The sequence below is a fragment of the Paenibacillus sp. SEL3 genome (genome assembly GCF_054602585.1).
The window spans coordinates 1,671,761-1,697,780 of the sequence record NZ_CM137725.1 but is presented as its reverse complement, the minus strand read 5'-3'; the positions used below and the strand labels follow the sequence as shown (position 1 = coordinate 1,697,780).

Sequence of the window (26,020 nt, the reverse complement as noted above, 5' to 3'; positions counted from 1 at the left end):
GCATCCCAAGGAAGACGGCGAACAACATCCAAGCCCGTAAACGCGCAGGCCGAAAGCAAGCTTTTTCGGACCTGCGCCGGGGCATGCGGTCACTTCATTTTTAGGGGAGGTACAAATGAAATCTTTGTTTGAAAAGGAAGAACGGTACTGGAGCGGCAAGTTTGACGCCGATGACAGCCTGAGCTTCCTTCCCTACAGTCAATCCTCCAAATTATCCGCCGACGGGGAAGCTGCGGCCGAGCCGGGCTTGCTTCACCGTACTCTGCCGAGTGAACTCTCGGAGAGAATCATTAGCCTCGCCAACGGTTCGGATTTGGCTTTGTACATGATTGTTTTGGCAGGAGTAAAAAGCCTGCTGTTCAAATATACCGGGCGGGACCAAGTGCTGGTCGGCATGCCTTCTTATAGCGCAGACCCCGACGAGACTCCGCCGCCGCATGACATCTTGGTGATCAAGACGTCCGTAAGCCGCCAGACTACGCTGAAAACGCTGCTCGGGGGCATCAAAGCTTCCATCGGCGAGGTGCTGGAGCATCAACACCTGCCTTTTCGGAAAATGGTGGAGCCGCTCCATCTGGACTATACGGGGGACGGCCTCCCGGTCGTCAACACCGTCGCATCCTTCGCCCCGATTCATCCGGAACCGCTGGGTAACCGGGTGGCGGCCGATACAGTTTTTCGCTTCGACCGTCAAAACCACTCCATTGAGCTGGAAATAAGCTTTGACGGGCAGCGGTACGAGCGGGCATTTGTGGACCAGGCGGCCGACCATCTTGTTCGGCTGCTGTCCGTGCTTTTATTTCAGCCGGATCTGGAGCTCGGACAAGCCGATGTGCTGTCCCCAGACGAGAGGGAGACGCTGCTGAAGCGATTTAATGACACCGAAACCGGGTACGAGCGGGGGAAAACGATTTACGGCTTGTTCGAAGAACAGGCGGAGCTTTACCCGGACAACGTGGCCGCCGTCATGAACGAGCGGCAGCTGACCTACCGCGAGCTGAACGAGCGATCCAACCGCCTTGCGCGGAAGCTGCGAAAGACGGGAGTAGAAGCGGATCAGCTGGTAGCGATTCTGGCCGAACGATCGCTCGATATGGTCGTCGGCATTCTGGCGATTCTCAAAGCGGGCGGAGCATACGTGCCTGTCGATCCCGACTACCCGGAGGAGCGCATCCGCTTCATGATCGAGGATTCGGGCGCGCCGTTATTGCTGATTCAGAAGCATCTGCATGAGAAGACCGACTTCGCAGGAACGCGCCTCGAATTGGACGATTTCGTTTGGGGCGACAGTGGGGCGGACTCCGCCGATGCGCTGGACGCTTCGAACCTGGAGCCGATTTCCGGGCCGGGCAACCTGGCATATGTCATCTACACGTCGGGAACGACCGGCAGACCGAAAGGAACGCTGATCGAGCATAAGAACGTCGTGCGCCTCCTGTTCAACGACAAGAACCTGTTCGACTTCGGGCCGTCCGACACGTGGACGCTGTTCCACTCGTTCTGCTTCGATTTCTCTGTCTGGGAAATGTACGGAGCGCTGCTGAACGGAGGCAAGCTGGTTATCGTACCGCCGCTCACGGCGAAAAATCCGGCCGATTTCCTGGCGCTGCTGGGCCGCGAACAGGTCACGATTTTGAACCAGACACCAACGTACTTCTATCAGCTGCTGCGTAAGGTCTTGGCGGACCATCCGTACGATCTGCGGATTCGCAACGTCATCTTTGGGGGCGAAGCGCTGAGTCCGCTGCAGCTCAAGGGCTTCAAGACGAAGTACCCGGAGACGAAGCTGATCAATATGTACGGCATTACCGAGACGACGGTTCACGTGACGTATAAGGAAATCACGTGGGTCGAAATGGAGGCGGCGAAGAGCAATATCGGCAAGCCGATCCCGACGCTGAGGGTGTACATCCTTGATGAAAACCGCCGCCCTGTGCCGATCGGCGTAGCGGGCGAAATGTACGTGGCTGGGGAAGGCCTTGCGAGAGGATACCTGAACCGTCCGGATCTGACGGCGGAGAAGTTCGTCGATTCCCCGTTTGCGGAGGGGGAGAAACTGTACCGCTCGGGTGACTTGGCGGCTTGGCTGCCGGACGGCAACATCGAATACCTGGGCCGGATCGACCACCAGGTGAAAATCCGCGGGTACCGGATCGAGCTGGACGAAATCGAGACGCAGCTGCTGAAGATCGCCGCCGTGCAAGAAGCCAAGGTGCTCGACTGCGACGACGCGAACGGCCATAAGCAACTTGTCGCTTATTACGTCGCAGAAACGAGGCTGGCGGCGAATGAACTCAAAGAGGAGCTCGCCAAGCAGCTTCCGGGTTATATGATTCCTTCGTACCTCGTGCAGCTTTCGCGGATGCCGCTGACCCCGAACGGGAAAATCGACCGCAAAGCGCTGCCCGCGCCGGAGGAAGCCGCGGCCGGAGGAGCGGAATATGTCGCGCCGAGAACGCTGCTCGAAATGAAGATCGCCCGCGTCTGGCAGGATACGCTTGGCGTTCCGCAGGTCGGCGTAAAGGATAACTTTTTTGAGTTGGGTGGCAATTCGTTAAGTCTGATGAGGCTCGTTCAAGCCGTTTACGATGAAACGGGCATTGAGATACCGCTGAACCGCCAATTCCATCATGTAACCGTTGAGGCCATGGCTTTCGGAGAGGGGGATCAGGGCCTGGATAAAGGGGGAGACTCCTTCATTAAGTTGAATAAAGCAGGAGATCTGAACGTGTTCTGCTTCCCTCCAGGCAGCGGCTTTGGCATCGGTTATCGAGAGCTTGCAAGCAGGCTCGACGGCGGGGTCGTGCTCTACGGCATTGATTTTATCGACGATGCCGTCGATTACGAGGCCATGCTGAACCGTTATGTGGACGAGATCGTCCGCATCCAGCCGGAAGGACCTTACGTGCTGCTCGGCTACTGCTTTGGAGGCAACCTGACGTTCGAGGTAGCCAAAACGATGGAGAAAAGAGGCTATTCCGTAACGGACGTGCTCATGGTGGACTCGTGGATTAAGGACACGCTGACGTCTTCCGAAACGTCGGAGAAAGAGCTTGAAGAAATGCTTGCCGATTTCGACGAAGAAGAGAAGGAATTAATGAGCAACCCGCTCGTGCGGGAGCGGGTTCATCGGAAGGTCAAAGCGACCTTGGCGTACGAAGCGCAGCTTATTAATTCCGGCACGATCCCGGCCCGGATTTACGAACTGATTGCGAAGGACAGCGAAGCGTTCCGCCTGGAGCACCAATTGCCTTCCTGGCGGGGGGCAACGACGCAAGCTTACGCCGATTACCGGCTGGAGGGTGCGCACGAGGAATTGCTGGAACTCGCGCGCGTGGAAGAAACGGCCGTCGTCATCCGGGACATCTTAGAGCAAGTCAAGCGGCAGATCGAAGCGGAGGCCGGGGTACTGCATGGAAGCTGACCGCCAGCCGTCTGTTCTAGAACAAGGCACAGCGGCGCCTTCCAAGCGTCAAACCGCTTACGCCGCCTGGAAAGCGTTCCGCTGGTTGATGTCCTATGTAAGCCGTCACAAAGGCTGGATGATCGTCGGTGTCTTGTCCGCGATTGCCGCCGCCGTTATTGAGATATGGACGGGAAGTTTGATCGAGCAGCTGACCACCCAGGCCGAGAAGGGGGCGGGGCCAATCGTTCTGCAAATCGTGTACACGGTCTTTGTGGTCATCTTGATCGGTGTGCCGGCGAAGTTTTTCATGAGCTTCGGCGTGGAGCGAAGCAGCGCCTCTGCGGTGCAGGATATCCGCAACCATGTCATGCGTCATATCGGCAAACTCCCGGTCTCCTATTTGGAAAAGCAGCACTCCGGCGACGTATTGTCGCGGATCAACAACGACCTGCAGCTCATCCAGCAGTTTATGATTCGGGACCTCGCCCAGTGGTTTTATCATCCGCTGTTGTTCATCGGCTGTTTCACTTATTTGATCTACCTCCAATGGGAGCTGATGCTGTACAGCCTGCTGTTATTTCCCGTAGCGCTGCTGGTTTCCCAATGGATCGGCAAGCAGTTGGAGCGGTTGACGGAGGAAGCCCAGGCGAACATGGGCCGAATGAACGTCAACCTCCAGGATACACTTGGAGGTATGCCTATTGTAAAAAGCTACCTGCTATCCGGCATGTTATCTCGCTCCTACCAAGTGCTGCTGCAATTGACGGCTCAAAAAAAGCTGGCCGTGAAAAAGCGGGAAGCCTGGGTCAACCCGCTGCTTTCCACGCTGATGATCAGCCCGATCATTTTCGCCGTCAGTTACGGAAGCTATTTGATCTACAAAGGGCAGCTAGGCGCGGGGGAGCTGATCGCCTTCCTGTACTTGCTGAATCTGTGTCTGGAGCCGCTGGAGCATATTCCCGAGCTCATCACGCGGACGTTCGAAATGGCCGGTGCCCTGAGAAGGGTCTCCGAAATCGTCGAGCAGCCGACCGAAACGGAAAATGGCCGTTCGCTTCCGAAAGCGAGCGCCTCCCCCATCGAGTTTCAGAACGTAACCTTCGGGTATGAGGAGAGATCCCCGATCCTGCGGAATGTTAGCTTCTCTGTGCCGGAAGGGAAGACGATCGCGCTTGTCGGAGCGAGCGGCGGAGGGAAGAGCACGGTGTTTAAGCTTGTATACGGCTTTTATCCGCTTCCGGAGGACCAGGGCGAGATCCGCGTGTTCGGCAGCCTGATCCACGGCGCCGATCCGGAGCAGCTTCGGTCGCATTTTTCCGTGGTAACCCAGGATTCATATTTGTTTAGCGGCACGATCGCTGAAAATATCGGCTACGGGCGGGAAGTAGCGTCGATGGACGAGATTATCGAAGCCGCCAAAGCCGCTCAGGCGCATTCCTTCATTATGCAGCTTCCCGACGGCTACCAGACGTATGTCGGAGAGCGCGGAGGCTTTTTGTCCGGCGGGCAGCGCCAGCGCATTGCAATGGCCCGGGCTTTTCTGAAGGATGCTCCCGTTCTGCTGCTGGACGAGCCAACGTCGGCTCTTGATCCGGAGTCGGAAAGCGCGGTTCAGGAAGCGCTGGGCGTATTGATGAAGCAGAGAACGACGATGGTTATTGCCCACCGGCTTTCTACAGTACAAAACGCCGACGAAATTTGGGTCATGGAACAGGGGAGTATTGTTGAAAAGGGCACTCATGAACAATTGTTGAAGATGAAGGGACTGTACGCCCAGTCGTACTATCAGGAATTTACTGAGTCTGCCGAACGCAGGGAGGTGGCGTACACATGAAAAAGGGCGGATGGCTCTCGCAAGTGAAAGAACTCGGCTACTTGCTGATGTTTATGAACCGCAAGCGCAAAACCCAGTACGCCATTGGCCTGGCCGTGACGGCGCTCACCCAGACATTGTTCCTGATCGCCTTCAGCTTGGTCGTACATAACTTGGTTGATTTCGCCGTGTCCCGAGATACGTCCCTGATGGTGGAAGCCTTTATTATTTTGGGCGCGGTCTTGTTCCTGGAAAATGTGATTTCTCCCTGGTTCATTTACTTAAACCAGCGCAGTGTCGAGCTGACTGTGCTGAATATCCGCGAACGTCTTTATGACAAGCTGTGCCGGGTGCGGCCGAGATTCCTGGAGCAGACGCACCATGGGGACTTGCTGTCGCGGGTGAACAACGACGTAACGACCGTTGAGTTTACATTCTCGCAGGTTTACTTCGTTTTGCTGCTTCAAGTTGTCTTTTGCATCGGCTCCATTGTCTCCATGGTGTTGATCGATTGGCGGTTTGCCGGCGTATCCTTCGTCATTCTGCTGCTGTCCTCCGTGGTCAGCCTGAAATTTGCGCGGGATATTCGCGCCTTGTCCGAACAAGGCTTGCTAACGCTCGGTAAAATGACCGAAAAATTCAAAGATTTTATGGGCGGCATTCAAATTGTGAAGCTGTTCCGCATCCGCACGATTTACGGCCAGTACGAGGCGTTGAACGAACAAATGACGCAGACGCTTCGGCAAACCGCGCAGAAGAATGGCATGCAGGCTGCGGTGAATCATTTTATCAGCTACGTCACGTTCTGCGGCATCATCGTCATCGGCAGTCTTCTTTATGCCTACGGACTGATGGGAATGGGAAGCGTCGCCGCCCTGGCGGTTCTGCAAGTGAATCTGACGCACGCCTTGTTGAACTTGGGGATGGTTCTGTCGATGACCCAAAATTCGCTCGCGGGCGCTCATCGGATTCAAGAGGTACTAAGAGAGGAAGAGGAACCGGAGCGTTTGGGATCTCCTCACAGCGAGCTCGTGTCGGAGGCTGCGGTGGAGTTTCGCGATGTGGAATTTTCCTATCAGGCGGATAAAAAGGTGCTTGTCGACATCTCCATGCAGGTGTTTCCCGGCCAGGTCGCCGCTATCGTGGGGACCAGCGGCAGCGGCAAAAGTACGCTGATCAAGCTGCTGCTCGGCTTTTATCCTGTGGACAGCGGAGAAATCCTGCTCCAAGGCAAACCGTTCGGCCATTACACGCTGGAAGAAATCCGCAGGCAGATTGCATACGTTCCGCAGGAGCCATTCTTGTTTACCGGCACGATTGAGGAAAACATCCGCTACGGCAACCCGGATGCAACGGATGAAGAAGTGATCGAAGCGGCCAAAGCGGCGTACGCTCACCATTTCATTCAGGAACTTCCTGAACAGTATAAAACGCCGGTGGGAGAGAGAGGAGCGTCGTTGTCGGGCGGACAAAGGCAGCGAATTGCGATCGCACGGGCGATTCTCAAAAACGCCCCGATTCTGCTGCTGGACGAAGCGACTTCCGCGCTGGATAACGAATCCCAGCATTGGGTACAGCAGGCCTTGAACGTATTGATGAAGGGGCGCACCACCATTCTGATCGCCCACCGACTCAGCACCGTGGAACATGCGGATTTGATTACCGTCATGAACCAAGGGACGGTCGTCGAGCGGGGCCGCCATCAGGACCTGCTGGCGCTCGGAGGTTTTTACGCCCGGCTGTACGGCTAGACCCGCTTTACGGCGGGCGGCTTCTTGCTCGCGAATGCGACAGAGTCTTTTAGTAATCCAAGGTATGACTTTATAACCGGTAGTTACCAGAAAACGTAGACACGAAAAATGAGGAAGAGTCCGATGGAGCCGTTCCGGGAATGGCCTGCGCGGTTCTTCTAAGAGTGACTAAGTGACATCTAGGTACAAAGCCTATCTATAAAGAATCTCTAAACCGGGAGTGTGTCGATGTGACAGAGAATACCAACGAGCAATATGGATTAACGCAAGCCCAGCGCCGAATATGGTTCATGGAAATTATGAATCCGGGAACGTCCATCACGATGCTTTCCGCGACCTACCAGATTACGGGCGAGATCAACACACAGCTTCTGAAGCAAGCGGCGGCAGAGATCGTCAAAACCTATGACGTTTTCCGAATCCGCATTAGCGGGGATTTGCAAAATCCAACGCAGTGGTTCGAAGAGCCGGAGAATGTCCAAGCTAGGATAAGCCGCCTCGAAATAGGCACAATCGAACAATTCTATGCTTGGGTGAAGGAAGTAAGCGAAAAACCGGCCAGCGTGTTCGACGAACACCTCTACGAATTTACGATTATTCATTTTGCGAACGGCCAAGTATGGCTCAATTTGACGGTAAACCATATTATCGCCGACGGCTTGTCCGTCAATGCTTTGCTGCATGCGGTGATGGAAAAATACCTGGAACTGCGCAAAGGCATCTCCAGCAGTTACCAGCCCCCTTCCTATCTAGATTATATTTCCGCGGAGCGTGAATATGAGCAATCGCAGCGTTATCAGAAAGGCAAGGAATACTGGCTGACGAAGTACAACACTTTGCCTGAAACGACCGGCATTAAATCGTATCCGCCATTCTCGATCGGCAGCGAATCCAATAAACTGTCCATCACTTTGGACGGTTCCCGGTATGAACGCATTCTGGCCTTCAGCGAACAATATCAGGTCAGCTTATATACATTATTTCTGTCCGCCATGTACGCCTTATTGTACAAGCTGACCGACAGCACCGATGTTCCGGTCGGCACGGTTTTTGCCAATCGCACCAGCAAGAAGGAAAAAGAAACGATTGGCATGTTCGTCAGCACCGTGGCTACGCGGATTCGTCTGAATCCAGACAGGAACGTGCTTTCCTTGATCCAAACGGTTTCCAAGGAAAATACGGCGGATCTGCGGTATCAGAAATACCCTTATAACCAATTGATCCAGGATTTACGCGAACAACACGGCCGCAACGATCTTTCGGGGCTGTTCCGCACGTCTCTGGAATATCTGCCTTTGAAAATCGTGGAGTACGAAGAAATCAAGGTACGCCTGGAGGCTCACTTCGCTAGGCACGAGATGGACGATTTGCTGCTGCGCTTCGACCATATGCTGAATGAAGGACATGTCATTCTCCATGCTTCCTATCGTACCGGCTTGTTCGAGACGGCCGAGATTGATCGGATTATGGAACAGTATGTAACCGTTCTGGACCAGTTTCTTCAGACTCCCGAACTGCCGGTACGCGAGATTTCTCTGCTGAGCGATGAGGAGAGACACCGCATTCTCAACGTTTTTAACCCGCCGGTGGCAGGGCTGAGCGAGGGAGAAGCGTTTCATCGGTATGTTGAAAAGTTTGCTCGAGAAATTCCAGATCATCCGGCAGTCGTCTACATGGACAAACAGCTGACCTACGGCGAATTGAACGAACGCGCCGAGCGGCTGGCTTCTCTCCTTCGCGAACAGGGCGTGGGAAGGGAGACGATTACGGGGATCTGGGCGGAGCGTTCGGTGGAACTGCTGGTCGGGGTGCTCGCCGTTTGGAAAGCCGGCGGAGCCTATGTACCACTGGACCCCGATTATCCGGCGGAGCGGATTGAGTACATGCTCAGCGATAGCGATGCATCGGTGCTGCTTACGCAGCGTCATCTGTTGGAGCGGGCCGGAGGTTGGTTGGCCGATGACCGGCTGAAGCTTCAAGCTGTCTATGCCATGGACGATGAACAGATTTATAACGGGGATGCCTTAGCCGTGGAATTTCAATCTGCCAACAGCGCCCCGCAAGACTTGGCTTATGTGATTTACACCTCGGGTACGACGGGACGCCCGAAAGGCGTCATGATCGAGCACGGCAGTCTCGTGAATACGGCGGATGCGTACCGTCGCGAGTACCGGTTGGATCAGTTTCCGGTGCGGCTGCTGCAGTTGGCCAGCTTCTCGTTTGACGTGTTCGTCGGAGACATCGCGCGGACGCTGTATAACGGAGGCACGATGGTGATTGTGCCGAAGGATGACCGGATTGATCCGAACCTCTTATACGGCTGGATTCGGGACCAAAACATTACGGTATTCGAATCGACGCCTGCGCTCATCCTGCCGTTCATGCAGCATATTTATGAAGAAGGGCTGGACGTTAGCTCCATGCAGTTGCTGATTACCAGCTCGGATGCTTGCAGTGTCACCGATTACCGATTGCTGCAGGAAAGATTCGGCGGACAATTCCGCATCATCAACAGCTATGGAGTTACCGAAGCGGCCATTGACAGCAGCTTTTACGGTGAGCCGCTGGATAAGCTGCCGTCGTCGGGTCATGTGCCGATCGGCAAAGCTTGGCTGAACGCCCGGTTTTACATTGTCGATGCCGCGTTAAAGCCGGTTCCTGTAGGGGTTCCGGGCGAGCTTGTCATCGGCGGCGCCGGGGTGGCGCGCGGGTACTGGAACCGTCCAGACCTAACCGCCGAGAAATTTGCGGACAGCCCGTTTGTACCGGGCGAACGTCTGTACCGGACAGGCGATTTGGCCCGCTGGCTGGAAGACGGCAACGTCGACTTCATCGGCCGGATCGACTATCAGGTGAAAATTCGCGGGTTCCGGATCGAACTCGGCGAAATTGAAACGGCCCTGCTGCGTTTCCCGGGCGTCAAGCAGGCTGTGGTGACCGACCGTACGGATGAGCAGGGGCAAAAGTATTTGTGCGGCTACGTGGCGGCGGATGCTTCCGTGCAGCTGAGCGATCTGCTGTCCCAATTGAAGCAAGAGCTGCCGGCCCATATGGTCCCGGCCCGGCTGGTGTCTCTTGATAAGCTTCCGCTCACGCCGAACGGTAAAATTGACCGTAAGGCGCTGCCTGAACCGACCGGAGAGGTAGAAGCAGGCCGTGAGTATGTGGCTCCTCGCACAACGCTGGAAACAAGACTTGCTCTCATTTGGCAGCAGGTGCTGGGTATTGCGCGAGTTGGAGTCCAAGACGATTTCTTTGACTTGGGTGGTCATTCCTTGCGGGCCTCCACGCTGGTTTCCAAGATTCGGAAAGATCTGCAAGTCGAGGTTCCGCTGCGGGAAGTTTTCCGCTACACCACGATCGAACAGTTGGCCCAAAGAATCGGCGGTTTAAGGCAGCAGGAGACGTATGAGATTACAAAGGCGGCTGAGGCCGAGTACTATCCGGTTTCATCCGAACAAAAGCGTCTGTACGTCCTGCGCCAGCTTGACGGAGCCGAGCGCAGCTACAATATGTCGGCGGCGCTTCTTCTCGAAGGCAAGCTGGACCGCACGCGCGTCGAGCACGCGTTCCGTGCGCTGATTCAGCGCCATGAGACGCTGCGTACCGGAATCGAGCAGGTTCAAGGCGAGCTTGTCCAGCGCATCTATGACGAGGTGGAGTTTGCTGTGGATTATTTCCAGGCGAGCGAGCGGGAAGTGGAGCAAGTGGTGGAAGCTTACTATCACCCGTTTGATCTGACCAAGCCGCCACTTCTCCGCATCGGCCTGATCGAAGTCGCCGAGGATCGCCACATTCTGCTGTTCGATATGCACCATATCGTCTCGGACGGCATTTCGACAGCGCTGCTCTTCGATGAGTTCAGCCGCCTGTATCGGGGCGAGGAGCTGGCCCCGCTGCGCATTCAATACAAAGATTATGCCGTTTGGCAGCATTCCGAAGCTTATGGGCAGATGCTCCAGCCGCAGAAGGAGTATTGGCTGGAACAGCTGTCGAGCGAGCTGCCGGTCTTGGAGCTACCGACGGACTTCCCGCGGCCTGCGGTGCAAAGCTTTGACGGCCGAACCGTGAAGTTTTATATCGAGAAAGATCGGACGGAGAAGCTGAAAGAGCTGGCGGCACGGACAGGGACGACCCTGTACATGGTGCTGCTGTCGGCTTACACCATCCTTATGCATAAATATTCGGGTCAGGAAGATCTGATCGTAGGAACGCCGATTGCCGGAAGAACGCAGGAAGAAGTGCAGCCGATCGTAGGGATGTTTATCAACACGCTGGCCATTCGCAGCCGTCCGGAGCGTTCCAAGCCGTACCTTTCGTACCTGGAAGAAATCAAGGACATCACGCTCGGGGCTTTCGAGCACCAAAATTATTTGTTCGAAGACTTGGTAGAAAGTCTTCACATTCCGCGCGCGACTGGCCGGAATCCGCTCTTTGACACGTTCTTCTCCCTACAAAATACAGAGAGCGAGCAAATTGTCATCGAGGGGCTGGAGCAATCGTTTTATCCACTGGAAAACCAAACATCCAAGTTCGAGCTACTCCTGGATATTTCGGAGCTGGACGGTCAGCTCGAATGCCGGTTGGAGTACGCTACGGCTTTGTATAAACAAGAGACCGCGGAGCGGTTCGCCAGACATTATGACAAGCTGCTCGAAACCATCGCAGCAGCGCCGGACGGGGATATTGCCTCGCTGGAAATGCTCACGGAGGAGGAAATCCGCGAGCTGGTGCGCGGTTTCAACGATTCGGAGGCGGACTACCCGCGGCAGCAGACGATTCACGGCTTGTTCGAAGAACAGGCGGAGCTTTACCCGGACAACGTGGCCGCCGTCATGAACGAGCGGCAGCTGACCTACCGCGAGCTGAACGAGCGATCCAACCGCCTTGCGCGGAAGCTGCGGGAGGCGGGAGTAGAAGCGGACCAGCTGGTAGCGATTCTGGCCGAACGCTCGCTCGATATGGTCGTTGGCATTCTGGCGATTCTCAAAGCGGGCGGAGCATACGTGCCTGTCGATCCCGACTACCCGGAGGAGCGTATCCGCTTCATGATCGAGGATTCGGGCGCGCCGTTATTGCTGATTCAAAAGCATCTGCACGAGAAGACCGATTTCGCAGGAACGCGCCTCGAATTGGACGATTTCGTTTGGGGCGACAGAGGGGCGGACTCCGAAGGTGCGCTGGACGCTTCGAACCTGGAGCCGATTTCCGGGCCGAGCAACCTGGCATATGTCATCTACACGTCGGGAACGACCGGCAGACCGAAAGGAACGCTGATCGAGCATAAGAACGTCGTGCGCCTCCTGTTCAACGACAAGAACCTGTTCGACTTCGGGCCGTCCGACACGTGGACGCTGTTCCACTCGTTCTGCTTCGATTTCTCCGTCTGGGAAATGTACGGAGCGCTGCTGTACGGAGGCAAGCTGGTCATCGTACCGCCGCTGACGGCGAAAAATCCGGCCGATTTCCTGGCGCTGCTGGGCCGCGAACAGGTCACGATTTTGAACCAGACGCCAACGTACTTCTACCAGCTGCTGCGTGAGGTCTTGGCGGACCATCCGTACGATCTGCGGATTCGCAACGTCATCTTCGGGGGCGAAGCGCTGAGTCCGCTGCAGCTCAAGGGCTTCAAGACGAAGTACCCGGAGACGAAGCTGATCAATATGTATGGCATTACCGAGACGACGGTTCACGTGACGTATAAGGAAATCACGTGGGTCGAAATGGAGGCGGCGAAGAGCAATATCGGCAAGCCGATCCCGACGCTGAGGGTGTACGTCCTGGATGAAAACCGCCGCCCTGTGCCGATTGGAGTAGCGGGCGAAATGTACGTGGCCGGGGAAGGCCTTGCGAGAGGATATCTGAACCGCCCGGATCTGACGGCGGAGAAGTTCGTCGATTCCCCGTTTGCGGAGGGGGAGAAACTGTACCGCTCGGGCGACTTGGCGGCATGGCTGCCGGACGGCAACATCGAATACCTGGGCCGGATCGACCACCAGGTGAAAATCCGCGGGTACCGGATCGAGTTGGACGAAATCGAGACGCAGCTTCTGAACGTCGAGGGCGTGGAAGAAGCGGTGGTGCTCGCTCGTCAGGACGGCGGGGGCGAGAAGGCGCTTGTCGCCTACTTTGTGGCGGACCGGATGCTGACGGTCAGCGAAATGAGAACCTCGCTGGCCCAGGAAATTCCGGGGTACATGATCCCGTCGTACTTCGTGCAGCTGGAGCGCATGCCGCTGACGACCAACGGTAAAGTGGACCGCAAAGCGCTGCCGGAGCCGCAAGGCGGCATACAAACGGGCGTCGAATACGTAGCGCCGCGTAACCGGACGGAGTCCCAGCTTGTGAAGATCTGGGAGGAAGTACTGGGCTACTCCGGCATTGGAGTCCTGGACAATTTCTTCGAGCTCGGAGGCCACTCCTTGCGGGCGACGAACCTTGTCAGCAAGATTCAGAAGGAAATGAACGTCGAACTTCCGCTGCGCGATGTGTTCCGCTATACGACGGTAGAGTCGATGGCCGGGGCTATTGCCAGCTTGGAAGAAACGCGGCACTGCTCGATTCCGAAAGCGGAAGAGAAAGCGTACTATCCGGTTTCCTCCGCGCAAAAAAGGCTGTACGTCCTGCACCAGCTGGATAGTTCGGAGCTGAATTATAACCTCCCAAGCGCCTTGCAATTGGAAGGCGCTTTGAACGAGGTCAAAGTGGAAAAGGCGCTGACTACTTTGGTGGCCCGGCACGATATGCTGCGCACCGGTTTTGAAATCGTGAATGGGGAGCCGGTTCAGCGTATTCATCCGCTCGTAGCTTTCAAGGTCAAGAAGCTTCAAGCAAGCGAAGATCAGGTTGCGGCCATTCTTGAAGGCTTCATTCAGCCTTTTGACTTGACCCAGCCGCCTTTGCTGCGCGCCCTGCTGATCGAACTGGAGAAAGAGAAATTCCTGCTCGCGCTGGATATTCATCATATTGGTTCCGACGGCCTTTCCATGGACGTGCTGCTGCGCGAATTCGTGCGGCTTTACAATGGGGAAGAATTGCCGGAGCTGCGGATTCAATACAAGGATTACGCCGTTTGGCAGCAATCCGAGGAGCAGCGCCAGCGCATCAAACGGCAGGAGGAATACTGGCGCGGGGTATTCAGCTCCGAGCTTCCGGTTCTTGAGCTGCCTCTCGACTTCTCCCGCCCGGCCGTTCAGCAGTTTGACGGTCAAACGCTCACGTTTACGCTGGATGCGGAGAAAAGCGAAGCTCTCAAACGGCTTGCCGGCGATTCGGGGGCAACGCTGTACATGCTTCTGCTGGCTGCGTACTCCGTATTGCTTCATAAATACGCGGGACAGGAAGATATAGTGGTCGGCACTCCGATTGCCGCCCGTTCTCACGCCGACCTGCAGCCGATTATCGGTATGTTCGTCAATACGCTGGCCCTTCGCTTGGGTCCGGCGGCGGAGCGGACGTTCCTGGATTACTTGCAGGAAGTGAAGGAAACGACGCTTGGAGCCTACGAGCACCAAGACTATCCGTTCGAGGAGCTGGTGGAAGCTCTTCAGGTGAGCCGGGATTTAAGCCGGAATCCTCTGTTTGACACCATGTTTTCTTTGCAAAAGCACGAAAGCTTGGATTTAACCCTGGAAGGCTTGCAATGGTCGCTGTTCGACATCGAGGAAAAGACGGCAAAGTTTGATCTTAGCCTTGATATCGTGGAATCCGATAACGAGCTGGTTTGCAAGATTGAGTACGCTACTTCGTTGTTTAGACAGGAAACGATGGAACGGCTGGCGGGTCATTACGAGCAGCTTTTGGCGTCGATCCTGGCTCAGCCGGGTGCGCGGATTTCGGATTTGGATATCTTGACGGACAGCGAAAAGCATGATTTGCTGGTCGGGTTTGACATGTCGTCTTCGGCTCTTGCGAAGCAACCCGCCGCAGAGGGTACAGGTTTGGAAGCGAATGAGTCGTGGAGAGAGAGAACTTTCCACGAGCTGTTCGAGGAGCAGGCGGAGCGCACTCCGGGAGCGCTGGCGGTTGTCTACGAAGACAGCAAGCTGACGTATGCGGAGCTGAACGCCAAAGCGAATCGTCTAGCGTATGCACTGCGGGCGTGCGGGGTGAAGCCGGAGCAGGTGGTCGGCATTCTGGCCGGTCGTTCGGCGGAGCTGTTGATCGGGGTGCTCGCCATATGGAAAGCGGGCGGCGCTTATGTGCCGCTCGACCCGGACTATCCGACGGAGCGGATCGAGTACATGCTCGCGGACAGCGGGGCGTCGGTACTGCTCACGCAGACCTGCCTGCTGGAGCAGGCGGAAGCTTGGCGCAGCGAAGGAGCTCTAGTGCTGCAAACGGTGCTTGCGCTTGACGACGCCGCGACGTACAGCCTCGGAGCGGCTGTGGGTGTACAAGCTTTGGGCGAAGCAGGCGCAGAGGCGGAGGCTTTGGCGCAAGCGGAAACGGCTTCTGCCGAAATGTCCGCCACGGCAGAAGCCGAGAAGAACGTACTAGCGGCGGATCTCGCATCGAATCCGGCGAATGTGAACAAGCCGCGCGATTTGGCTTACGTCATCTACACCTCTGGTACGACGGGCAAGCCGAAGGGCGTGATGATCGAGCACCGCAGCCTGGTGAACACGGCGGCGGGCTACCGGCGGGAATACCGCCTGGATCAGTTCCCGATCCGGCTGCTGCAGCTCGCGAGCTTCTCGTTCGACGTGTTCGTCGGCGACATTGCGCGGACGCTGTACAACGGCGGCACCATGGTCATCGTGCCGAAGGACGACCGAATTGATCCAATCCGCCTCTATGGCTGGATTCGCGACTACGCCGTGACGGTGTTCGAATCGACTCCGGCGTTGATCGTGCCGTTCATGGAGCATGTGCATGCCGAGGGTCTGGACCTCAGCTCGATGCAGCTGCTGATCACAAGCTCGGATGCGTGCAGCGTAGCGGATTACTGCACCTTGCAGGAGCGCTTCGGCTCGCAGTTCCGTATTATTAACAGCTACGGCGTAACGGAAGCGGCGATTGACTCCAGCTTCTATGACGAGCCGCTGGAGAAGCTGCCGAAGACGGGCAGCGTGCCGATCGGGAAAGCGTGGCTGAACGCCAAGTTCTACATCGTGGATGCGAATCTGAAGCCGGTGCCGATCGGGGTGTTGGGCGAGCTGGTTATCGGCGGAGCGGGTGTGGCCCGCGGTTACTTGAACCGCCAGGATTTGACGGCGGAGAAATTCGTAGACAGCCCGTTCGCCGCTGGGGAGCGGCTGTACCGGACGGGCGACCTGGCGCGCTGGATGCCAGACGGCAACGTGGACTTCATCGGCCGGATCGACAACCAGGTTAAAATTCGCGGCTATCGGATCGAGCTTGGTGAAATTGAAGCGGCCATGAAAAATTTTGCCGGCGTGCGTCAAGCGCTTGTCATCGACCGGACGGACGAGCGGGGGCAGAAATATTTGTGCGGGTATGTCGTAGCGGATTCCAGCTTCGATCTGGAAAGGCTTGTGGCCCATCTGGACGCCGCGCTGCCTTCCCATATGGTGCCTTCGCGCATCATGCGCCTGGATCAAATGCCGCTTACGCCGAACGGGAAGATCGACCGTAAAGCGCTGCCTGTGCCGGAAGGAAGCATTCGTGCCGAGGCTGCATACACGGCGCCTCGTACTCCTGCCGAGCAAGCACTTGCGTCGGTCTGGCAGTCGGTGCTGGGCGTGGATCAGGTCGGCACGATGGACAATTTCTTTGCGCTCGGCGGCGATTCGATCAAGGCCTTGCAGGTATCGTCCCGTCTTTTGCAAACGGGGTACAAGCTGGTCATGAAAGATTTGTTCCATTACCCGACGATTTCCGCCCTTAGTTTGCATCTGCAAACGGCGGAGAGAACGGCAAGCCAGGCCGAAGTGACGGGAGAGGTCATCTTGACCCCGATTCAGCGCTGGTTCTTTGAACAAAATCCGGCTGACGTACATCACAGCAACCAGGCGTTCATGCAGTTCTCCAAGCAAGGCTTTGACGAAGAAGCTTTACGCCAAGCGGTGCGTCAGCTTGTTGTGCATCACGATGCTCTCCGTACGGTTTACCGCCAAACCGAGAACGGCTATACCGCATGGAACCGTGGCGCCGGGGAGAACGAAGCACTGTTCGATCTGGAAGTTGTCGATTTCAAAGGAGTCGGCGACGTGAAAGAAGCGGTAGAGGCTAAGGCGAATGACATTCAAGCGAGCATCGATCTGGAAAACGGTCCGCTGGTGAAGCTCGGCTTGTTCCGCTGCGACGACGGCGACCACCTGCTCATCGCGATCCATCACTTGGTCGTAGACGGCGTATCCTGGCGGGTTCTGCTTGAGGATTTTGCTGCCGGCTATGAGCAGGCGCTGCAAGGGCAGCCGATCCGTCTGCCGCTCAAAACGGATTCATTCCAAACGTGGGCGAAACAGCTCGCTGATTATGCGAACGGTCCGGCGATGGAAAGCGAGAGAGAGTATTGGCAACATATCGAGCAATTGACCTATGAGCCGCTTCCGAAGGATTTTGAACAAGGCAGATCCAAGCTGAAGGACAGCGGGCTCGTGACCGTTCGCTGGACGGCAGAGGAAACCGAACAGCTGCTGAAGCAGGCACACCGTGCTTACCATACGGAAATGAACGATTTGCTGCTTGCTGCGCTTGGCCTCGCGGTACAAGCTTGGAGCGGCCGGGAACGCGTGCTGGTGAATCTCGAAGGCCACGGCCGGGAAGATATTTTGCCGGATGTGGACATTACGCGCACAGTAGGCTGGTTTACAAGCCAATTCCCTGTCGTTCTGGAGCCGGGTCACGCCCAGGCGCTCGGTCATCAGGTGAAACAGGTTAAGGAAAGCTTGCGCCGCATTCCGAACAAAGGAATCGGCTACGGCATCCTGCGTTATTTGTCGGCGTCGCGTGACGGCGAGCGCTTCGCTTTGGAGCCGGAGATCAGCTTTAACTATTTGGGTCAGTTCGACCAGGATTACGAAAGCAGCGACTCGCAGCCGTCTCCGTTCAGCCCGGGCTCCGATTCAAGCCCGAATGCAGTGATGGATTTTGTCCTCGATATTAACGGTATGGTGTCGGAAGGAGTGCTGGAACTCACGATCCGTTATGGGGAAACCCAGTATAAACGGGAAACGGTAGAGCGCCTGGGCACCCTGCTTCAATCGAGCTTGCGTGAAGTCATCAGCCATTGCGTATCGAAAGAGCGGCCGGAGCTTACGCCTAGCGACGTACTGCTTCAAGATGTGACGGTGGAAGAACTGGAGCGGCTGTCCGAACATACGGCGGCGCTCGGCGAACTGGAGAATGTATACACCTTGACTCCGCTGCAAAAAGGGATGTTGTTCCACAGCCTGCTGGATGCCGATTCGGAAGCTTACTTCGAACAGGTGACCTTCGATCTGTACGGAAGCCTGAATGTCGAAGCCTTCACCCAAGGATTGGATACGCTGGTGCAGCGGAATGAGGCGCTGCGGACCAACTTTATTACTGGCTGGAGAGACGAGCCGCTTCAAGTGGTATTCCGCGAGCGGAAGTGTGAAGTGTACTTCAAAGATATTCGCTCGGTAAGCGATGAAGACCCGGAGAAGACGATAGCCGATTTTGTCAGCGCAGATAAAGCGAACAAGTTCGATTTTGCCCGAGGCTCTCTTATGCGCGTGACAGTTTTGCGCACGGGCGACGAGTCCTACCATGTGATCTGGAGTCACCATCACATTTTGATGGACGGCTGGTGCATGTCCTTCATGATCAAGGAAGTGTTCGACACCTACTTCGCGTTCCACGAGAAGCGGACGCTGGAGCTTCCTCCGGTTACCTCGTACTCCCGGTATATCGAATGGCTGGAAGCTCAAGATGCCGCGAAAGCTTCGCGTTACTGGTCCGAGTATTTGGCGGGTTACGATCAGCAGACCAAGCTGCCCCAGGAGAAAACGCAGCTGAAGCAGGGCGCTTTTGAAGCAGCTGAAATCGATGTGGAACTCAGCAAGGAACTGACCGGGCAAATCGAGCGGGTGGCGCGCCAGCAGCAGGTGACGCTCAATACGTTCATGCAGACCGTATGGGGACTGGTTCTGCAGGTATACAACAACAGCGAGGATGTTGTATTCGGCTCCGTCGTATCCGGGCGTCCGGCGGAAATTCCGGGCATCGAAAGCATGATCGGCCTGTTTATTAATACGATCCCGGTCCGTATTCAAGGCAAAGCCGAGGAGACGGTAGCCGATATCTTGAGAAAAACCCAGGACCAAGCGCTGGCATCGGGAGCTTACGAAACGTTCCCGCTGTTCGAGATTCAGTCGCTGAGCGAGCAAAAGCGCGACTTGATCAACCATATCATGGTCTTTGAAAATTATCCGATGGAAGAACAGATTGAGCAGGTCGTCGGCGGAGACAAAGAAGCGCTGAAAATCGCTAATATCCATTCGCCGGAGCAAACGAACTACGACCTGGACATTACCGTCATTCCGGAAGAGCATATTTTGCTGCGGTTTACGTACAATGCGCTGACGTTCAGAGAGGAAGACATCAGGCTGATCCACGGTCATTTTGCCCGGGCACTGGAGATGGTTGCGGCTAACCCGAACATCCGCGTGAATCAGTTGGAGCTTTTGACGGCGGCGGAAAAAGAGCAAATTCTCGGCGCGTTTAACCCGGCGCAGCCGGAAGCGGCTCCTGCGGCCGCATTCCACCGGCTGTTCGAGGAACAGGCGGAACGCACGCCGGAAGCGGCAGCTGTCGTGTACGAGAACGACCGGCTGACGTATGCGGAGCTGAACGAGCGGGCGAATCGCTTGGCGGCCACGCTGCGCGCAAGCGGCATCGGCCGGGAGACGATCGTCGGCATTCTCGCCGAGCGTTCGGTGGATTTGCTGGTGGCCGTGCTGGCCGTCTGGAAAGCGGGCGGGGCGTATGTGCCGCTCGACCCGGATTATCCGGCGGAGCGCGTGCGGTTCATGCTCGAAGACAGCGGAGCGAAGGTGCTGCTGACGCAAACGGCGCTGCGAGAGCGCGCCGAAGCCTGGCTCGGCGAAGAGGAGCTGGCGCTGGCGGCGGTGCTGTACCTCGACGACGAAACCTCGTACAGCGAGGAGCGGACGAATGCCGACAGCTTCCATGAAGCCCGTCCAGAGGACCTGGCGTACGTGATCTACACGTCGGGAACGACGGGCAAGCCGAAGGGCGTGATGATCGAGCACCGCAGCCTGGTGAACACGGCGGCGGGCTACCGGCGGGAATACCGGTTAGATCAGTTCCCGGTGCGGCTGTTGCAGCTCGCAAGCTTCTCGTTCGACGTGTTCGTGGGAGATATCGCGCGGACGCTGTACAACGGAGGCACGATGGTGATTGTGCCGAAGGACGACCGGATCGATCCGTCTCGTCTGCACCACTGGATGGAGCGGGAACGGGTCACCATCTTCGAATCGACGCCGGCGCTGATCGTGCCGTTCCTGGAGTACGTGCACGAGCAGCAACTGGATATGAGCTGGATGGAGCTGTTGATCACGAGCTCGGACAGTTGCAGTGTGGCGGATTACCGGACCTTGCAGGAACGCTTCGGCTCGTTGTTCCGGATCATCAATGCTTACGGCGTGACGGAAGCGGCGATCGACTCCAGCTTCTACGACGAGGAATTGGCGAAGCTGCCGCAGACAGGCCATGTGCCGATCGGCAAAGCGTGGCTGAATGCGAAATTCTACATCGTGGATGCGCACCTGAATCCGGTGCCGGTCGGGGTGCTGGGCGAGCTGGTCATCGGCGGAGTCGGAGTGGCGCGCGGGTACTTTAACCGTCCGGAGCTGACGGAAGAGAAGTTCGTAGACAGCCCGTTCGCCGCGGGCGAGCGGTTGTACCGCACGGGAGACTTGGCGCGGTGGATGGAAGACGGCAACGTGGACTTCATCGGCCGGATCGATAACCAGGCGAAAATCCGGGGGTACCGGATTGAGACGGGTGAAGTCGAAGCGAAGCTGCTGAGTGTAGGTGGCGTGAAGGAAGCGGTCGTCGTCGTCAGGGAAGATCAAGAAGGTCAGAAAGCTTTGTGCGCTTATTATACAGCGGAAGAAGGCTTGACGGCGGTGGACCTGAAGCGGGCGATTGCCAGCGAGCTGCCGGGGTACATGATCCCGTCGTACTTCGTGGAGCTGGAGCGCCTGCCTCTGACGCCGAACGGAAAGATTGACCGGAAGGCGCTGCCGGCACCGGAAGGGGGAGCAGGCGAAGGCCGCGAATACGTGGCGCCGCGCACCGAACTGGAGGCGAAGCTGGCCGCCATTTGGCAGGATGTGCTTGTTCGGGAGAAGGCGGTAGGCGTAACGGACAACTTCTTCGACCTCGGCGGTCATTCCCTGCGGGCGACGACGCTGGTCAGCAAAATGCATAAGGAGCTAGGTGTTGAATTCCCGCTTCGCGACGTATTCCGCTACTCGACGGTTGAGGAAATGGCCGCGGCTATGGAGCGGCTAGAGATCGGCTCGTTCACGGCTATTCCGGCTGCGGAACCTAGCGAGTATTATCCGCTCTCTTCCGCTCAGAAACGTCTCTATATCTTGAACCAGCTGGAAGGAGCCGAGCTGAGCTATAACATACCGGGAGCTATGCTGCTCGAAGGAAAGCTCGACCGGCAGCGGTTTGAAGAAGCGTTCCGCGGGCTCGTAGCTCGTCATGAAACGCTGCGTACTGGCTTTGAGATGGTAAAAGGCGAAGCGGTTCAGCGGATTTACGAAGAAGCTGCCTTCCAGGTGGAATATGTGCAGATCAGCGGGGAGCAGGCGGAAGAAACGGTGCGCCAATTCGTTCGTCCGTTTGATCTAGCGAAGCCGCCACTTCTGCGGGTAGGCCTTGCCGAACTGGCGCCGGACCGGCACATTCTAATGTTCGATACGCATCATATCGTATCCGACGGCGTTTCGATTGACGTACTGATCGAAGAGTTCGTCCGCTTGTACAGCGGGGAGCAGTTGGAGCCGCTCCGCATTCAGTACAAAGATTATGCGGTATGGCAGCAATCGGACGAGCAGAAAGCTCAGCTTGCCAAGCAGGAAGCCTACTGGCTCGACATGTTCCGCGGAGAGCTGCCGGTTTTGGAATTGCCGACGGACTATCCGCGCCCGGCTATGCAGAGCTACGAGGGCCGCACGCTGCAATTGTTTATGGATAGCGAGAAAAGCGAGGGTCTGAAACGGCTTGCAGCCGAGAACGGCGCAACGCTTTACATGGTTCTGCTTGCTGGTTATACAATATTATTGCATAAGTATACAGGGCAAGAAGACGTGGTGGTCGGTACGCCGATTGCGGGAAGAAATCACAGCGACGTTCAGCCGCTGATTGGGATGTTCGTCAATACCCTGGCCATCCGCAGTTATCCGGCTGCCGGTAAAACGTTCCTTGACTACTTGAAGGAAATCAAGGAGACGACGCTGGGCGCTTTTGAACATCAGAATTATCCGTTTGAGGAACTGGTGGATAAGGTGAACGTAGCTCGCGATTTAAGCCGCAATCCGCTGTTCGATACGATGTTTGCTTTGCAGAATACAGAGAATTTGGAAATCCAGCTTCCCGGACTCCATTTGTCGACGTATGCCAGCGAAGAAATTGTTTCTAAATTCGATCTCAGCTTGGACGTCACGGAGATCGAGGAAGGCTTGGAATATCTGTTTGAATACGCCACTGCTCTTTATAAAACCGAAACGGTGGAGAAATTGGCCGCTCACTACTTGCAGCTGCTTGAATCCATTCTCCGCAACCCGTCGGCGACTATTGCCGAGCTGGGCATTTTGACGGCGGCGGAAAAAGAGCAAATTCTCGGCGCGTTTAACCCGGCGCAGCCGGAAGCGGCTCCTGCAGTCGCATTCCACCGGCTGTTTGAGGAACAGGCAGAGCGCACGCCGGAAGAGGCGGCCGTCGTGTACGAGAACGACCGGCTGACGTATGCGGAGCTGAACGAGCGGGCGAACCGCTTGGCGGCTATGCTGCGCGCAAGCGGCATCGGCCGGGAGGCGATCGTCGGCATTCTCGCCGAGCGTTCGGTGGACTTGCTGGTGGCCGTGCTGGCCGTCTGGAAAGCGGGCGGGGCGTATGTGCCGCTCGACCCGGATTATCCGGCGGAGCGCGTGCGGTTCATGCTTGAAGACAGCGGAGCGAAGGTGCTGCTGACGCAAACGCCGCTGCGAGAGCGTGCTGAAGCTTGGCTCGGCGAAGAGGAGCTGGCGCTGGCGGCGGTGCTGTACCTGGACGACGAAGCGTCGTACAGCGAGGAGCGGACGAATGCCGACAGCTTCCATGAAGCCCGTCCGGAGGATCTGGCGTACGTGATTTATACGTCGGGAACGACGGGCAAGCCGAAGGGCGTGATGATCGAGCACCGCAGCCTGGTGAACACGGCGGCGGGCTACCGGCGGGAATACCGGTTGGATCAGTTCCCGGTGCGGCTGCTGCAGCTGGCCAGCTTCTCGTTCGACGTGTTCGTGGGAGATATCGCGCGGACGCTGTACAACGGAGGCACGATGGTGATTGTGCCGAAGGACGACCGGATCGATCCGTCTCGTCTGCACCACTGGATGGAGCGGGAACGGGTCACCATCTTTGAATCGACGCCGGCGCTGATCGTGCCGTTCCTGGAGTACGTGCACGAGCAGCAACTGGATATGAGCTGGATGGAGCTGTTGATCACGAGCTCGGACAGCTGCAGCGTGGGGGATTACCGGACCTTGCAGGAACGCTTCGGCTCGTTGTTCCGGATCATCAACGCATACGGCGTGACGGAAGCGGCGATCGACTCCAGCTTCTACGACGAGCCGCTGACGAAGCTGCCGCAGACAGGCCATGTGCCGATCGGCAAAGCGTGGCTGAATGCGAAATTCTACATCGTGGACGCGCATCTGAACCCGGTGCCGGTCGGGGTGCTGGGCGAGCTGGTCATCGGCGGAGTCGGAGTGGCGCGCGGGTACTTGAACCGTCCGGAGCTGACGGAAGAGAAGTTTGTAGACAGCCCGTTCGCCGCGGGCGAGCGGCTGTACCGCACGGGCGACTTGGCGCGGTGGATGGAGGACGGGAACGTGGACTTCATCGGCCGGATCGACAACCAGGCGAAAATCCGGGGGTACCGGATCGAGACGGGCGAGATCGAGTCGCAGCTGCTGAGTGTAGGTGGCGTGAAGGAAGCGGTCGTCGTCGTCAGGGAAGATCAAGAAGGTCAGAAAGCTTTGTGCGCTTATTATACAGCGGAAGAAGGCTTGACGGCGGCGGACCTGAAACGGGCGATCTCCAGCGAGTTGCCGGGTTACATGATCCCGTCGTACTTCGTCGAGCTGGAGCGCCTGCCTCTGACGCCGAACGGGAAAATCGACCGGAAGGCGCTGCCGGCGCCGGAAGGGGGAGCAAGCGCAGGCCGCGAATACGTGGCGCCGCGCACCGAACTGGAGGCGAAACTGGTCGCCATCTGGCAGGACGTGCTCGGGCCGGTCACGATTGGCGTGACGGACAACTTCTTCGACCTCGGCGGGCACTCCCTGCGGGCGACGACGCTGGTCAGCAAGGTGCACAAGGAGCTGAGCGTGGACCTGCCGCTGCGCGATGTGTTCCGGCACTCGACCATCGAAGCGATGGCCGAAGCGATCAGCCAATTGGAGCGGCAGGAACACCTCTCCATTCCGGTTCTGGAAGAGAGGGATTACTATCCGCTTTCCTCCGTGCAAAAACGGCTGTACATCCAGCAGCAGATGGAAGGCGCCGAGCTTAGCTACAACATGTCCGGCATGACGGTTCTCGTCGGGCGCTTGGAACGGAATCAATTCGAGGCGGCGCTCAAAGGATTGATAGCTCGTCACGAAATTTTGCGAACCGGCTTCGAAATGGTCGACGGCGAACCGGTACAACGGATTTATCCGGACTTGAAGTTTGCCGTCGAGTATACGAAAGCGACGGAAAGTGAAACGAAGAGCATCGTAGACGGCTTTGTGCGCGTCTTTGATTTGGAGCGGCCGCCGCTGCTGCGTGTGGGCTTAGTCGAATGGGAAGCGGAACGGCAACTGCTCATGCTGGACATTCATCATATCGTCACGGATGGCATGTCGATGGGCATCTTTGTCGAAGAGCTGCTGCGCCTGTATAACGGCGAGACTCTGGAACCGCTTCGGATTCAATACAAGGAATTCGCCGCTTGGCAGCAGTCCGAACCTGTAAAAGAGCGACTGAAACGTCAGGAAGCCTACTGGCTGGACGTGCTGGAAGGCGAACTGCCGACGCTTGAACTGCCTACGGACTTTGTCAGACCTGCCGCTCGCAGCTTTGAGGGAGATGTGCTGCCTTTCAGCATCGACAAGCAGATGACCGACAGCTTGCAGCGCATCGCCGATGAGAACGGCGCCACCCTTTATATGGTGTTATTGGCGGCCTATTCAATCCTGCTCAGCAAGTACTCGGGACAAGAAGACTTCATTGTAGGCATGCCGGTTTCGGGCCGCACACATGCCGACCTAGAGCCGCTCATCGGAATGTTTGTCAACACTTTGGCGATTCGCCATTATCCGTCCGGGGAGAAGACGTTCCTCGCTTACTTGAATGAAGTCAAAGAAACGATGCTGGGGGCCTACGACCACCAGGATTATCCGTTCGAGGAGCTTGTGAAAAAGCTGCAGGCGCCGCGAGATCAAAGCCGCAATCCTGTATTCGATGTCATGTTTGTTCTGGAAACCAAGGAAGATAACGTTCAAAGCTTCGGGGATATCAAGATCGAATCTTATCCGGAAACTCATACGGTTTCCCAATTTGATCTTACCTTGGTCATTTCGTTGCTGGATGAGGGAATGAACGGGCAGTTTGAATATGCTACCAAGTTGTTTACGCGCAATCTGATCGACAATTTCGCTCAGGACCTGCTCGTGATCATCACCCAAATTTGCGAACAGCCTTCGGTGCTGTTGAAGGATATTTCCCTGAACGGGCAATCCGAACAGGAGCAAGATGTGCTAGAGGCCATTGATATTATTTTCTAATCCCTTACCCGGCTTGGGTGTATGCCGTATTTTTCTCGGTACGCATCCTGCC

General features: G+C 56.8%; 4 protein-coding genes. All 4 read left to right on the top strand.

The annotated features are described in order from the left end of the window. Positions 1-115: 115 nt before the first annotated feature. The 4 genes from ACYCS5_RS07975 (at position 116) to ACYCS5_RS07960 (ending at position 25,968) form a co-directional block, all read left to right on the top strand. Positions 116-3,424, top strand: coding sequence for a non-ribosomal peptide synthetase (locus tag ACYCS5_RS07975; RefSeq protein WP_459761039.1), 3,309 nt, complete (start codon positions 116-118; stop codon positions 3,422-3,424). Next, positions 3,414-5,240: an ABC transporter ATP-binding protein gene (locus ACYCS5_RS07970; protein ID WP_029517530.1), complete on the top strand. Its 1,827-nt coding sequence runs from the start codon at positions 3,414-3,416 to the stop codon at positions 5,238-5,240. Before ACYCS5_RS07975 ends, ACYCS5_RS07970 begins: the two co-directional genes overlap by 11 nt. Next, complete coding sequence (locus tag ACYCS5_RS07965; RefSeq protein ID WP_029517531.1) at positions 5,237-6,970, top strand: ABC transporter ATP-binding protein; 1,734 nt, start codon at positions 5,237-5,239, stop codon at positions 6,968-6,970. Before ACYCS5_RS07970 ends, ACYCS5_RS07965 begins: the two co-directional genes overlap by 4 nt. A gap of 230 nt (positions 6,971-7,200) precedes the next feature. Continuing rightward, the gene (locus ACYCS5_RS07960; protein WP_459761038.1) at positions 7,201-25,968 is read left to right on the top strand and encodes a non-ribosomal peptide synthetase; all 18,768 of its coding nucleotides are present in this window, start codon (positions 7,201-7,203) and stop codon (positions 25,966-25,968) included. Positions 25,969-26,020 lie beyond the last annotated feature (52 nt).